General features: G+C 68.8%; 12 protein-coding genes. 4 read left to right on the top strand and 8 right to left on the bottom strand.

Features of this window, described 5'->3' with window-relative positions:
- Window positions 1-81: 81 nt before the first annotated feature.
- Both ACGFRG_RS08340 and dnaB read right to left on the bottom strand, forming a co-directional pair.
- Entirely contained in the window at window positions 82-1,458 is a 1,377-nt protein-coding gene (locus ACGFRG_RS08340) for a serine hydrolase domain-containing protein (protein WP_393262728.1), read from the bottom strand.
- Window positions 1,459-1,583: 125 nt separating this feature from the next.
- A complete protein-coding gene (gene dnaB / locus ACGFRG_RS08335) occupies window positions 1,584-3,053 on the bottom strand; it encodes a replicative DNA helicase (protein WP_393262725.1) in 1,470 nt (489 codons plus the stop codon).
- A gap of 441 nt (window positions 3,054-3,494) precedes the next feature.
- On the opposite strand from dnaB, the gene ACGFRG_RS08330 reads away from it, so the two are divergent.
- Window positions 3,495-4,832 (top strand): MATE family efflux transporter, encoded by a 1,338-nt coding sequence (locus ACGFRG_RS08330; RefSeq protein ID WP_393262482.1) that lies wholly within the window; start codon window positions 3,495-3,497, stop codon window positions 4,830-4,832.
- Window positions 4,833-4,965: 133 nt separating this feature from the next.
- Here ACGFRG_RS08330 and rplI read toward each other — a convergent pair whose 3' ends face one another.
- From rplI to rpsF, 4 genes are all read right to left on the bottom strand, one after another.
- Complete coding sequence (gene rplI, locus ACGFRG_RS08325; protein WP_361423057.1) at window positions 4,966-5,412, bottom strand: 50S ribosomal protein L9; 447 nt, start codon at window positions 5,410-5,412, stop codon at window positions 4,966-4,968.
- Window positions 5,413-5,430: 18 nt separating this feature from the next.
- A complete protein-coding gene (gene rpsR / locus ACGFRG_RS08320) occupies window positions 5,431-5,667 on the bottom strand; it encodes a 30S ribosomal protein S18 (protein ID WP_005315025.1) in 237 nt (78 codons plus the stop codon).
- A 43-nt stretch (window positions 5,668-5,710) separates the two neighbouring features.
- A complete protein-coding gene (locus tag ACGFRG_RS08315; protein ID WP_361423060.1) occupies window positions 5,711-6,301 on the bottom strand; it encodes a single-stranded DNA-binding protein in 591 nt (196 codons plus the stop codon).
- 75 nt (window positions 6,302-6,376) lie between these two features.
- Complete coding sequence (gene rpsF / locus ACGFRG_RS08310; protein ID WP_067162183.1) at window positions 6,377-6,667, bottom strand: 30S ribosomal protein S6; 291 nt, start codon at window positions 6,665-6,667, stop codon at window positions 6,377-6,379.
- A gap of 270 nt (window positions 6,668-6,937) precedes the next feature.
- Here rpsF and ACGFRG_RS08305 point away from each other — a divergent pair, with 270 nt between their 5' ends.
- The 3 genes from ACGFRG_RS08305 (at window position 6,938) to ACGFRG_RS08295 (ending at window position 9,598) form a co-directional block, all read left to right on the top strand.
- Window positions 6,938-7,258, top strand: coding sequence for a hypothetical protein (locus ACGFRG_RS08305; RefSeq protein ID WP_361423063.1), 321 nt, complete (start codon window positions 6,938-6,940; stop codon window positions 7,256-7,258).
- Window positions 7,259-7,380: 122 nt separating this feature from the next.
- Window positions 7,381-8,499, top strand: a complete 1,119-nt coding sequence (locus tag ACGFRG_RS08300) for a peptidoglycan bridge formation glycyltransferase FemA/FemB family protein (protein WP_188276665.1) — start codon at window positions 7,381-7,383, stop codon at window positions 8,497-8,499.
- A 67-nt stretch (window positions 8,500-8,566) separates the two neighbouring features.
- A complete protein-coding gene (locus ACGFRG_RS08295; protein ID WP_361423067.1) occupies window positions 8,567-9,598 on the top strand; it encodes an alanine racemase in 1,032 nt (343 codons plus the stop codon).
- 55 nt (window positions 9,599-9,653) lie between these two features.
- Here the strand turns inward: ACGFRG_RS08295 and ACGFRG_RS08290 are convergent, their stop codons facing one another.
- Complete coding sequence (locus tag ACGFRG_RS08290) at window positions 9,654-11,165, bottom strand: glycosyltransferase family 87 protein (RefSeq protein WP_393262477.1); 1,512 nt, start codon at window positions 11,163-11,165, stop codon at window positions 9,654-9,656.
- 96 nt (window positions 11,166-11,261) lie between these two features.
- Window positions 11,262-13,934: a transglycosylase domain-containing protein gene (locus ACGFRG_RS08285; RefSeq protein WP_393262475.1), complete on the bottom strand. Its 2,673-nt coding sequence runs from the start codon at window positions 13,932-13,934 to the stop codon at window positions 11,262-11,264.
- Window positions 13,935-14,024: the final 90 nt, after the last annotated feature.

The raw sequence follows: 14,024 nt of genomic DNA, 5'->3' as shown, positions 1-14,024 counted from the left end.
GCTCGGCGGCACGCCGCGCGCCACATGGCGCGCGGCGGGACCTGTTTCACACGGAGACAGGGCCATGTTTCACGTGAAACATCACACCCCGCGCCAGCCCTCGGGGTCCACGCCTCCCGGCACCGCGTCCCCCGGCCCGTACGGCTCGCGGGTGAAGGCGAACGAGCCGAGGTCGAGATGGCTCACCGTGCCGTCGGGGCGGCGCACCACCCGAAGAATCTCCCCCTGGTAGTAGCCGTTGAGCCCCACCCAGGTGCCGTCGGCCAGCGCTTCGAATCGCGCCGCGCGCCCGCTTCCTCGCAGCGGCTCCAGCGCCACCCCACGCTCCTTGGTCAGGCGCAGGCCATAGGCGTAAGTACCCCAGTACCAGAGGCCGGTGAGCTCCAGCAATGCATGGTCGACCTCGGGCAGGGGGCACCAGGGCTCGGGGAGCCTCGGCTCGGCCTCGACCACGATCCGTACGAGATCGGCGGCGACGGCGGCGGGCGTCCCCGAGGTGGCGTTGACGAGCGTGACCGCTCCGACACCGTCCTCCACGCTGATCCAAAGCCCGGCGACGAACCCGGGCAGCGAGCCGGTGTGCCCGACGAGCGTGCGGCTGTCGTCCTGCCGGGTCACCTGCATGCCCAGCCCGTAGCCGTTCCGCCAGTCCCCCGCCTCGGGCGGCGCGGACGGAGTGCGCATCTCCCGTACGCTCGCGGCACTCAGCACCCGGTCGTCGCCCTCGGCGAGAAAGACGGCGAAGCGGGAGAGGTCGGCAGCGGTCGACCACAGCTGGCCGGCGGGCGCCATGACGCCCAGGTCCTCGGACGGCTCGGGGAGCAGCACATCGGCCCAGGGGTGCACGGCCCAGCCGCCCGCGTGCGGGGCCACCGGCTGCGCGCTCGTGCGGTCCAGTCCCAGGGTCTCAAGGACCTCGGTGCGCAGCGCCTCCTCCCAGGACACCCCACGTACCGCCTCGACCAGCGAACCGAGCAGCGTGTAACCGGGGTTGGAGTAATGGTGCAGCCTGCCGACCGGGTGCAGCAGCGGCTTGTCCCCCAGTACGTCACTGAGCTCCGGCCGCAGCGACGCCGAACTCCGCTCCCACCAGGGAGCAGGCGTCTCGGCCGCCAACCCGGCGCTGTGGCTCAGAAGTTGGGCGATGGTCACGTCACCGACCCCGGTGCCGGGCAGATGCTTCTCCAGCGGGTCATTGAGGTCGAGCAGCCCTTCGTCGCGCAGCCTCATCACCAGAACGGCCGTGAACGTCTTGGTGATCGAGCCGATGCGGTACTGGACGTCGGCGTCCGGACCGTGTCCCTCGACCGAGGTGCGCGAGCCCGTCCAGACGATCCGGCCGTCCCGCACCACGGCGGCGACGACCGAAGGAGCCCGGCCCTCGGACTGGGCGACGGCGAGGCGGTGAATCAGAGCACGCCGCGTACTGGGCAGCAGGTCATCGGGGGCCGTGGTCATGAGGGGGACGATCGGCGCGTGCGGTGATGAGGTCATGGCCCAGGTGTATCCCCGCGCCATGTCATCGTCGACCGGTTTTCTCCCGACACGCGTGGGCCCGTCGGGAGCCGTCCGTCAGGACCCGATCAGGTCTGCGCCATGTCGACGAAGCGCGAGTAGTGGCCCTGGAACGCGACCGTGATCGTCGCGGTCGGACCGTTACGGTGCTTGCCCACGATGATGTCGGCCTCGCCGGCCCGCGGTGACTCCTTTTCATAGGCGTCCTCGCGGTGCAGCAGGATGACCATGTCGGCGTCCTGCTCGATGGAGCCGGACTCACGCAGGTCGGAGACCATCGGCTTCTTGTCCGTGCGCTGCTCGGGACCACGGTTGAGCTGCGAGAGCGCGATGACCGGGACCTCCAGCTCCTTGGCCAGCAGCTTGAGGTTTCGGGACATGTCCGAGACCTCCTGCTGACGGCTCTCGGAGCGCTTGGAACCGCCGGACTGCATCAGCTGCAGATAGTCGATGATCACGAGCTTGATGTCGTTGCGCTGCTTCAGCCGACGGCACTTCGCGCGGATCTCCATCATCGACAGGTTCGGGGAGTCGTCGATGTAGAGCGGCGCGGACGAGACCTCGGGCATCCGGCGGGCCAGACGGGTCCAGTCCTCGTCTGTCATGGTGCCCGAGCGCATGTGGTGCAGGGCCACGCGCGCCTCGGCCGACAGCAGACGCATCGCGATCTCGTTGCGCCCCATTTCGAGGGAGAAGATGACGCTGGCCAGGTTGTGCTTGATCGACGCGGCACGCGCGAAGTCCAGCGCGAGCGTGGACTTACCCATGGCGGGACGGGCCGCGATGACGATCATCTGGCCCGGGTGCAGACCGTTGGTCAGCGAGTCGAGGTCGGTGAAGCCGGTGGGCACCCCGGTCATCTCGCCGCTGCGGGAGCCGATCGCCTCGATCTCGTCGAGCGCGCCCTCCATGATGTCGCCGAGCGGCAGATAGTCCTCGCTGGTGCGCTGCTCGGTGACGGCGTAGATCTCGGCCTGGGCGGAGTTGACGATCTCGTCGACGTCGCCGTCGGCCGCGTATCCCATCTGCGTGATCTTGGTACCCGCCTCGACGAGCCGACGGAGCACGGCCCGCTCGTGGACGATCTCCGCGTAGTACGAGGCGTTGGCCGCGGTCGGCACCGACTGGACCAGCGTGTGCAGATACGAGGCGCCGCCGACGCGGGTGATCTCGCCCCGCTTGACCAGCTCGGCCGCGACGGTGATCGGGTCGGCCGGCTCGCCCTTGGCGTACAGATCGAGGATCGCCGTGTAGACGGTCTCGTGGGCGGGCCGGTAGAAGTCATGACCCTTGATGATCTCGACGACGTCCGCGATGGCGTCCTTGGACAGCAGCATGCCGCCGAGGACGGACTGCTCGGCGTCGATGTCCTGCGGGGGGACGCGCTCGAAGGCCGCCGAAGAGCCGCCGTCCCACGAGTCGCCCTCGCGGCCCCGGTCGTGCTGGTCGTCGCGGCCGCGGCCCCGTCCTTCGGCTCGGCGGGGGCGGGAGACGGGCAGACGGTCACCCGGACCGCTGTCGGCCCAGGGGTCGTCCAAGGGCTCGGGAATGCTCACCGGGCCACCTCCTCCCGTCCGCTCCGCGGACCTAGCCATGCCACTCTTTGTACGGCACGACACTGACAAAACGAGAAGCCCGACTCCGGTTCCGGCGCGTCGGGCGCCGGTCCACGTTAGGCCCGTCGGCACCGTCAGCCAATCTGGTTATCCACAGGCCATGTGGACGACCGACCAGATGCTGTGGAGAACCCCGCAGAACCTGTGCACGGACCGGGGGACAGCACTGTGGACAAAGTCATAGCACCCCCGAAGTCACCACCCTGACCTGCGGTTTTTCCATCCACCGGCTGTGGGGGAGAAAAACTTTCCCGGCTGGCCCAAGATCACGACAAACGGCGCACAGCCGAACCGCGCTCCACCCTCCAGGTAAGGACTCAAAGTCCATTGCATCTCTTACCTGTGGAAGATTAGATTGAGTCCATGACACAGGCCCCAGTGGCACCGAAGGACACTCGGCGCCGACACGACCGCGAGATCGTCTCCCTCGCCGTGCCCGCCTTCGGCGCACTCGTCGCCGAACCGCTCTTCGTCATGGCCGACAGCGCGATCGTCGGCCACCTCGGCACCCCGCAACTGGCCGGTCTCGGCATCGCCGCCGCGCTCCTCACCACCGCCGTGAGCGTCTTCGTCTTCCTCGCCTACGCCACCACCGCAGCCGTCGCACGCCGCGTCGGCGCGGGAGATCTGCCCGCCGCCATCCGCCAGGGCATGGACGGCATCTGGCTCGCCCTGCTGCTCGGCGCCGCCGTCATCGCCGTCGTCCTGCCCGCGGCCCCCTGGTTCGTCGACGTCTTCGGCGCCTCGCACACGGCCGCCCCGTACGCCATCACCTATCTGCGCATCTCGGCGCTCGGCATCCCGGCCATGCTCGTCGTGCTCGCGGCCACCGGTGTCCTGCGCGGCCTCCAGGACACCCGGACGCCGCTGTATGTGGCCATCGGCGGATTCGCCATGAACGCCGCGCTCAATGTGGGGCTCGTCTACGGCGCCGGACTGGGGATCGCCGGCTCGGCGTGGGGCACTGTGATCGCCCAGTTCGCCATGGCCGCCGTCTACCTCTCGGTGGTCGTGCGGGGAGCACGGCGCCACGGCGCCTCGCTGCGCCCCGACGCGGCGGGCATACGCGCCAGCGCCCAGGCCGGAGTGCCGCTGCTCATCCGTACGCTCTCGCTGCGGGCCGTACTGATGATCGCCACCGCGGTGGCCGCCCGGCTCGGCGACGCCGACATCGCCGCCCATCAGATCATCCTGTCCCTGTGGAGCCTGATGGCCTTCGCCCTCGACGCGATCGCCATAGCCGGGCAGGCCATCATCGGCCGCTATCTCGGGGCGGAGGACACCGAAGGCGCACGGCAGGCGTGCCGCCGCATGGTGGAGTGGGGCATCGCCGCAGGTGTGGGGCTCGGCGTGCTGATCGCCGTCACCCGGCCCCTGTTCATGCCGCTGTTCACCAGCGACCACACCGTCCAGGACGCGCTCGTGCCCGCCCTCCTGGTGGTGGCGCTCTCCCAGCCGCTCTCCGGCGTCGTCTTCGTCCTGGACGGCGTCCTGATGGGCGCGGGCGATGGCCCGTACCTCGCCCGGGCCATGCTGCTCACGCTCGCCGTCTTCGCCCCCGTGGCGCTGCTGGTCCCGACGCTCGGCGGCGGGCTCACCGCACTGTGGTGGGCGATGACCCTGATGATGGCCGTCCGGATGCTGACGCTGTGGCTCCGCGCCCGCTCGGGCCGCTGGCTGGTGACCGGCGCGACGCGCTGAACCGCGTACGCCAAGGCGTCGTGTTTCACGTGAAACATCGGCCGTTTCACGTGAAACATCGGTCGGCGCGCCAACGGCAAAGGGCCACACCCCAGGGGGTGCGGCCCTTCACATGCTCTACCGAGCGCAACGCTTAGGCGGAGACGACCTCGACGCCGACCTTCGCGGAGACGTCGGCGTGCAGACGCACGGACACCTGGTGGGCGCCCAGGGTCTTGATCGGCGAGCCGAGCTCGACGCGGCGCTTGTCCACGTCCGGGCCACCGGCGGCCTTGATCGCCGCAGCGACGTCGGCCTGGGTGACGGAGCCGAAGAGACGGCCGGCGTCGCCGGAGCGAACGGCCAGACGGACCTTCGTACCTTCGAGGCGAGCCTTGATCTCGTTGGCCTGCTCGATGGTGGCGATCTCGTGGATCTTGCGGGCGCGGCGGATCTGCGCCACGTCCTTCTCGCCACCCTTGGTCCAGCGGATCGCGAAACCACGCGGGACCAGGTAGTTGCGAGCGTAACCGTCCTTGACGTCGACGACATCGCCGGCGGTGCCGAGGCCAGAGACCTCGTGGGTCAGGATGATCTTCATTAGTCGGTCACCCTTTCCTTATCGCGCGGTGGACGTGTAGGGCAGCAGCGCCATCTCACGGCTGTTCTTCACGGCCGTGGCGACGTCACGCTGGTGCTGCGTGCAGTTGCCGGTAACGCGGCGGGCACGGATCTTGCCACGGTCGGAAATGAACTTCCGCAGCATGTTCGTGTCCTTGTAGTCCACGTAAGCGGTCTTGTCCTTGCAGAAAGCGCAGACCTTCTTCTTAGGCTTGCGCACAGGCGGCTTCGCCATGGTGTTTCTCCTGTGTGATCAAGAAGTGGGGGTACGGGCTGCCCTAGAAGGGCGGCTCGTCCGAGTAGCCGCCGCCGGAGCCGCCGGAGCTTCCGCCCCAGCCGCCACCGCCGCCACCCTGCTGCTGGCCGCCGCCGGCCGGCGCGCTGGAGGCCCAGGGGTCGTCGGCGGGAGCGCCGCCGCCCTGCGGGCCGCCGCTGGGGGCTCCGCCCCAGTTGCCGCCGCCCTGCTGCTGACCGCCGCCGCCGTAGCCACCCTGGCCGCCTCGACCGGTGGTCTTGGTGACCTTGGCCGTGGCGTTCTTGAGGCTGGGGCCGACTTCCTCGACGTCCAGCTCGTAGACCGTGCGCTTGACGCCCTCGCGGTCCTCGTAGGACCGCTGCCTCAGCCGGCCCTGCACGATGACGCGCATGCCTCGCTGAAGCGACTCGGCGACGTTCTCCGCCGCCTGACGCCAGACCGAGCAGGTCAGGAACAGGCTCTCGCCGTCCTTCCACTCATTGGTCTGACGGTCGAAGGTGCGGGGAGTCGACGCGACACGGAACTTCGCGACGGCCGCACCGGACGGGGTGAAGCGCAGCTCGGGGTCGTCGACGAGATTGCCGACGACCGTGATGACGGTCTCGCCTGCCATGGGTGAACCTCTCGGCGGGGATTGCTGCTGGCTGCTGTGTTGCTACTCGGAACCCGATGACTTCTGAGCGGAAGCTCAGTGGGTCTCGGGACGGAGGACCTTGGTCCGGAGGACCGACTCGTTCAGGTTCATCTGACGGTCGAGCTCCTTGACGACCGCAGGCTCGGCCTGGAGGTCGATGACCGTGTAGATGCCCTCGGGCTTCTTCTTGATCTCGTAGGAGAGACGACGACGGCCCCAGGTGTCGACCTTCTCGACCTTTCCGTTGCCCTCACGGACGACGGAGAGGAAGTTCTCGATCAGGGGGGAGACAGCGCGCTCCTCCAGATCGGGGTCGAGGATGACCATCACCTCGTAGTGACGCATGTGGAACCCACCTCCTTTGGACTCAGCGGCCACGGTCGTTCCGTGGCAGGAGGGTCGTGATGCGTACGCAACGGTATCCGCGACCACTGACAATCCCGATCCGAAGAGGGGGACCGCGTACTGGCCAGGGCAGACACCGGTGCAGACCGTACAGAGTACCCGCACATCCGCTTCCGGTTGAAATCCGGCCGGGAGGGGACGCAATCTGTACACATCGGGTGTGCGCGGCGCTACCCTTCGCCGCGTTCCGCTTCCGCCAGGAGGTGCCCCATGGCACAGGCAATGCGATCGAACTCGTCCGTCGTCTCCCTCTTCGCCACGGACGGCAAGCCCCACCCCCTTCAGGACGCCTTCATGGCGGTGACCGTGGTGCTCGGCGCAGTGGCCTTCACCACGGCCTTCTTCCACAACCTGCATCTGATCAGCTCGTGGGCGGGCCTCGTCGGCATCCTCACCGGTGCGTACGGACAGTTCATCTCGGCGACGACCCGGGAGCGTTTCCTGCTGATCCTCGGCCTCGGCGCCTCCGCCGTGGGCTTCTTCCTTGGCATGGCGCACGGCGGCCTGTTCGGCGGTGTGATCGGCGGCTGAGACCTCCTCGCACCCCCAGGGCCCGTACGGCCAGTCGGGGCGCTCCCCGGGCGCAGTAGGCTTCGGCGCGAGAGCCGGAGCCCCTGTACCCATGGGGACACACCTGCCGAGGAGCGCCCCGCATGAGCCTGACCCTGAGGACCATCAGCCGAGAGCAGCATCTGGCATACATCCAGAGCCTGCCCGCGGCCAGCCACTGCCAGGTCCCGGCATGGGCCGATGTGAAGACGGAGTGGCGCTCGGAGAACCTCGGTTGGTTCGACGCGAACGGCCAGATGGTCGGCGCGGGCCTGGTGCTCTACCGGCAGCTCCCGAAGATCAAGCGGTACCTCGCGTACCTGCCCGAGGGGCCGGTCATCAACTGGTACGCCCCGAACCTCGACGACTGGCTCCAGCCGATGCTGGCGCACCTGAAGCACCAGGGCGCCTTCTCGGTGAAGATGGGCCCGCCGGTCGTCATCCGCCGCTGGGACTCGACCGCCATCAAGTCCGGCATCCAGGACCCCGACGTCAAGCGTCTGCGGGACGTCGAGGCCAGCCACATCGAGCCGCGCGCCTTCGAAGTCGCGGACCGGCTGCGGAAGATGGGCTGGCAGCAGGGCGAGGACGGCGGCGCCGGCTTCGGCGACGTGCAGCCGCGCTACGTCTTCCAGGTGCCGCTCGCCAACCGCTCGCTCGACGACGTCCTCAAGGGCTTCAACCAGCTGTGGCGCCGCAACATCAAGAAGGCCGAGAAGGCCGGCGTCGAGGTCGTCCAGGGCGGCTACCACGACCTTGAGGAGTGGCAGCGGCTGTACGAGATCACCGCCGTGCGCGACCACTTCCGGCCGCGCCCGCTCTCGTACTTCCAGCGCATGTGGACGGTCCTCAACAACGAGGACCCCAACCGCATGCGGCTCTACTTCGCGCGGCACAACGGTGTGAACCTGTCCGCGGCGACGATGCTCGTCGTCGGCGGGCACGTCTGGTACTCCTACGGCGCCTCCGACAACATCGGCCGTGAGGTCCGGCCCTCGAACGCGATGCAGTGGCGGATGCTGCGCGACGCGTACGCCATGGGCGCGACCGTCTACGACCTGCGCGGCATCTCCGACTCGCTGGACGAGACCGACCACCTCTTCGGCCTCATCCAGTTCAAGGTGGGCACCGGCGGCGAGGCCGCCGAGTACCTCGGCGAGTGGGACTTCCCGCTCAACAAGCTGCTGCACAAGGCTCTCGACATCTACATGTCGCGTCGCTGATGGTTGCGTAACCTCGTCTCTCACACCTCCGCTACACCGCAGCCACCAGAAAGGTTCCGGATCGTCCATGGCGCTCTCCCTGTACGTCGACACCGCTCGCTGGCGGGCGCACCAGAAGTCCGTGGTCGATCAGTTCCCGGGCATCGTCCCGGTCTGCAAGGGCAACGGGTACGGCTTCGGCCATGAGCGGCTGGCCGAGGAGGTGAGCCGCTTCGGCTCGGACGTCCTGGCCGTCGGCACCACGTACGAGGCGGCCCGCATCAAGGACTGGTTCGGCGGGGACCTGCTGGTGCTCACGCCGTTCCGCCGGGGCGAGGAGCCGGTGCCGCTGCCGGACCGCGTCATCCGCTCCGTGTCGTCCGTCGACGGGGTGCACGCCCTGGTCGGCGCGCGCGTGGTCATCGAGTGCATGAGCTCGATGAAGCGTCACGGCATCAAGGAGGAGGAGCTCGGCATGCTCCACTCCGCCATCGACGACGTGCGCCTGGAGGGCTTCGCCCTGCACCTCCCGCTCGACCGCACCGACGGCTCGGACGCGGTCGAGGAGGTCATCGCCTGGATGGACCGGCTGCGCGCGGCCCGGCTGCCGCTGCACACCATGTTCGTCAGCCACCTGCGGGCCGAGGAACAGGCAAGGCTCCAGCAGCAGTTCCCGCAGACCCGCTTCCGCGCCCGCATCGGTACGCGGCTGTGGCTCGGCGACCACGAGGCGACCGAGTACCGGGGCGCCGTCCTGGACGTCACCAGGGTCGCGAAGGGGGATCGTTTCGGCTACCGCCAGCAGAAGGCGGCCTCCGACGGCTGGCTGGTCGTGGTCGCGGGCGGCACCTCGCACGGTGTGGGCCTCGAAGCCCCGAAGGCGCTGCACGGTGTGATGCCGCGCGCCAAGGGCGTCGCCCGGGCCGGCCTCGCCACGGTCAACCGCAATCTGTCGCCGTTCGTCTGGGACGGCAAGCAGCGCTGGTTCGCCGAGCCGCCGCACATGCAGGTGTCGATCCTGTTCGTCCCCTCGGACTCCCAGGAGCCGCGGGTGGGTGACGAGCTGGTGGCCCATCTGCGGCACACCACCACGCAGTTCGACCGCCTGGTCGACCGCTAAGCGCTGCACGAAGGGGCCCCGCCGATTGACGGCAGGGGCCCCTTCGTCGTTTCTCCTACACGCCCGGCTGGCGCGTTCCCCACTCCACCCGAGGGCCCTCGGTCAGCTGCGCCGCGTGCCGGGGCGGATGCGCCGCCTGCCCCAGGACGAAGACGTCCGGGGCGCCGTCGAGCACCCCGCCGGACGGATCGTCCGCGCCGTCACGCCGTACGACGTCCCGCTCGGGCATCAGGATGTCCCGGACGATCACCGCGCACAGATACAGCGTCGCCAGCAGATGGGCGGCGATGGCCAGTTGATAGCCCTCCGGCGGCAGCCCTTGGTGCTTGTCGCCGCTCATCGTGTACGCCAGGTACATCCAGATCCCGAGGAAGTAGACCACCTCGCCGGCCTGCCAGATCAGGAAGTCCCGCCAGCGCGGCCGGGCCAGCGCGGCGAGCGGGATCAGCCACAGCACGTACTGCGGCGAGTAGACCTTGTTGGTGAGGATGAACGCGGCGACGACCAGGAAGGCGAGCTGTGCGAACCGCGGGCGCCGCGGCGCGGTGAGGGTGAGCGCCGCGATCCCCGCGCACAGCACGAGCATCAGCAGCGTCGCCAGGTTGTTCACCATGTCGACGTCCAGGGACTTGCCCGTACGCTGCGAGATGATCAGCCAGAACGACCCGAAGTCGACGGACCGCTCCTGGCTGAAGGTGTAGAACTTCTTCCACCCCTCGGGCGCGAGCAGCATCACCGGCAGGTTCACCACCAGCCAGGCCCCCGCCGCGCCGAGCACGGCGGCCCCGTACTCCCGCCACTTGCCGGCCCGCCAGCACAGGAACAGCAGCGGTCCGAGGAGCAGGAACGGATAGAGCTTGGCGGCTGTCGCCAGCCCGATGAGGATGCCGAAGGCGAGGGAGCGGCCGCGCGACCACATCAGCATCGCGGCGGCCGTGAGGGCGACGGCGAAGAGGTCCCAGTTGATCGTCGCGGTGAGCGCGAACGCGGGCGCCAGGGCGACCAGCAGGGCGTCCCAGGGGCGACGGCGGTGGGTGCGCGCGACACAGACGGCGATGACGGCCGTGCAGGCCATCAGCATGCCCGCGTTGACCATCCAGTACATCTGCTCGCGGTGCTGCATGGATCCGCCGACAGGGCCGGTGATCCAGGCAGCCACCTCCATGAACAACCCCGTCAGAACGGGGTATTCGAGGTAGTCCATGTCGCCGTTGAGACGGTCGAAGTACGGGACGAGGTTGTCGGCGAAGCCACGCCCCGCATACAGGTGCGGGATGTCGGAGTAGCAGGCATGGGTGTACTGGGAGTTCGCTCCCCGGAACCAGGCCCAGTCGTAGCACGGCGCCTTCTGCGCCATCCCGAGGGCGAACATGCCGAGCGCGACGAGGACGATCACCCGGACCGGCGTGAGCCAGTGACCGGCTCCCCAGGCCCAGCGGCCCACCGGACCGCCCAGCACCTCACTGCCCGCCGCGGCGACCTCGTCCTGCTCCGTGGGCCGTACGACGGGTTCGGCGGGATCTTCCCGCCGGTCCTCGCCGACGCGGGCACTGGTCTCGCTCGTCATGCCGCACATCCTGCCGTACACCTCTGTGGAAAAGCCGAGGGGCGGTGTTTCACGTGAAACATCGCCCCTGACTTTCAGCCCTGTGCGCCGGACCCGTTAGCCGCCGCCCGGCCCGCCGAAGATATTTCCTTGAGGTCCGTTACCCGGTTTGGAGCTGCTGGGTGACGGGCTGCCGCTGGGACCGCCGACGTTGCCGGTCGTGGTGCCCTGGTCGGCTCCGGCGTTGGTACCGCCGGGTCCGCCGCTGCAGTTCCAGTCCCACTTGCCGCAGGACTTGGTGGGCTTCGGCGACTTCGACGGAGTCACCGACGGAGTAGGCGACGGGCTGTCGGACGGCTTCGGGGAGTCCGAGGGCGACGGGGGCGCGCTCGGGCTGGGCGACATGCCGCCGCCGTACACCTTGTCGCCGATCGGCTCGGGCGTCGGGAAGGCGGCGGCCGGGACGCCGTTCAGCGCCTGCTCCATGTAGTCGTGCCAGATGGTGGCCGGGAACGAGGCACCATGGATCTTCTCCTGGCCGCCCGTCCCGAACATCTTCAGGAACTCGCGCTTCTTGTTGGTCTCGTTGTCGTCGAGCCGGTACATGCTGACCGCGGTCGACAGCTGGGGCGTGTAGCCGACGAACCAGGCCGACCGGTTGCCGTCGGTCGTACCGGTCTTACCGGCCACGTCACGGCCGCTGAGCTGGGCGTTGGTACCGGTGCCCTTCTCCACGACGTTCTTCAGCACGTCGGTGACGTTGTCCGCGATCGCGGCGGAGAAGGCGCGGGTCGCCTTGTCGTCGTGCTGGTAGACGACCCGGCCCTGCTTGTCGACCTTGTCGACCGAGTAAGGGTCGTGGTGCATCCCGCTGGTGGCGAAGGTGGCGTACGCACCCGCCATCCGGATCGCGCTGGGGGAGGAGGTACCGATGGAGAACGAGGGCACGCTCGACGAGGCCAGGCTGTCCTTGCGCAGACCCGCCGCGAGGGCGACGTCCTTCACCTTGTCGGTGCCGACGTCCATGCCGAGCTGCACATAGGGCGTGTTCGCCGACTCCTGCATCGCGTACCGCAGGTCTATGGCGTAGCTGGGCGGGTTGTAGGACTCATCGCCGTCGTTGGTCTGCAGCCACTGCCCGCCGTCCTTGTCGGTCCAGATGGTCCCGTCGTAGTTCTTGATCTTCAGCTTGTTCATACCGCTGTAGATGCTCTTGGGCGAGACCGGCGTCCGCTCCGAGTCGCCCTGGTCGGCGGGCCCCTTGGGGTCGCGCTTGCCGTACTCCATGGCGGCGGCCAGCACGAAGGGCTTGAAGGTCGAGCCGACCTGCGCACCGGTCTGGTCGGCGTTGTTGGTGAAGTGCTTGGTGGCGTCCTCGCCGCCGTACAGCGCCTTGATGGCGCCACTCTTGGTGTCCACCGACGCGGCGCCGAACTGTACGAACGTGTCGTACTTGGGCCGCTTCTTCGGGTCGATGTTCTCCTTGCGGACCTTCTTCACCACGTCTTCGAGTGCCTGGACCTTCTTCTTGTCGAAGGTCGTGTGGATCTCGTAGCCGCCCTGGTCGAGGTCGGCGGCGGTGATGCCCTGGGTGTTGTTGTTCACGAAGTACGCCTTGGCCAGGCTGACCAGATAGCCGATCTGGCCGCTGAGCTGCGCGTTCTTCTTGGGCTTGTCCGGCATCGGGAACTGCTTGTACTTCGCGCGGTCCGCCGCGGACAGATGGTCGTCCTTGACCTCCTGGTCCAGGATCCAGGCCCAGCGGTTCATCGCGTTCTTGGTGTTCTGCTCGGGCGTGGCGGCCGGGTCGATCTCTGTGGCACCGGCCGGGTCGAAGTACGTGGCGCCCTTGAGCAGCGAGGCCAGGAAGGCGCACTGGCTCGGATCGAGGTCCTTGGCGTCCTTGCTGTAGTACGTGCGGGCGGCGGCCTGCAGACCGTAGGCGCCGCGACCGTAGTAGGCGGTGTTCAGATAGCCCGCCATGATCTCGCTCTTCTTCTTGGTCGCACCGACCTTGATCGAGATGAAGAGCTCTTTGAACTTACGGGTGATCGTCTGCGACTGGTCGTCGAGCCGGGCGTTCTTCACATACTGCTGGGTGATCGTGGAGCCACCCTGCGTGTGGCCGCCCTTGGCCATGTTCAGCAGGGCGCGCGCGATGCCCTGCGGGTCCACGCCGGAGTCGGTCTCGAACGTCTTGTTCTCCGCGGAGATCACCGCGTACCGCATGGCCGCGGGGATCTTCTCGTACGGGATGATCTGGCGGTTGACCTCACCGCCGGTGGCGACCATCTGGGAGCCGTCGGCCCAGAAGTAGACGTTGTTCTGGGCCTGGGCCGCCTGGGCCACGTTCGGGACGCTCACCATCCAGTACGCGATGGCGATCACCGCCACCAGCGTGCCGAGGAAGCCGACGCACAGCCCGCTCACAAGTTTCCAGGACGGCATCCAGCGCCGCCACCCGCGCTTGTTGTAGCGCGGGTAGTCGATGATGCGCTTCTTGCCGGGCCGCCGGTTGCCGGGACCCGCACCGCCGCGCCGTCCGCCGGGGCCCGCCGGACCGCCGCCACCGGACTCGGCCCCGCGTCTGCGCCCGCCTCGCTGGGCGGCTCGCCGCGCCTCGGCGCGCCCACCGGCCGGGCGCGGCTCCCCGTGGGGAGCGGAGGGCGACCCTGCGACGGCGTCCCGGGCCGGGGCCGCGCGGCGGCCGGACGGCTGCTGCGCGGCTCGCCGGGCGGCAGCCCGGCCGCCGCCTTGCGACTCCGGCGGTTTGCGACGGTGCTCGCTCATCGAACGACTACTCCTCGGGCAGGCGAGAGCGCCTGAAAACGACTGGTGAGTTCCGGTCCCCCCGATACACGGACCAGCGCTGCGAGGAGC

Source organism: Streptomyces sp. NPDC048696 (assembly GCF_043198895.1).
In the GTDB taxonomy this organism is placed as follows: Bacteria; Actinomycetota; Actinomycetes; order Streptomycetales; family Streptomycetaceae; genus Streptomyces.
Note: the sequence above shows the minus strand (reverse complement) of the source record. Positions and strands in the feature narration are given on the sequence as shown.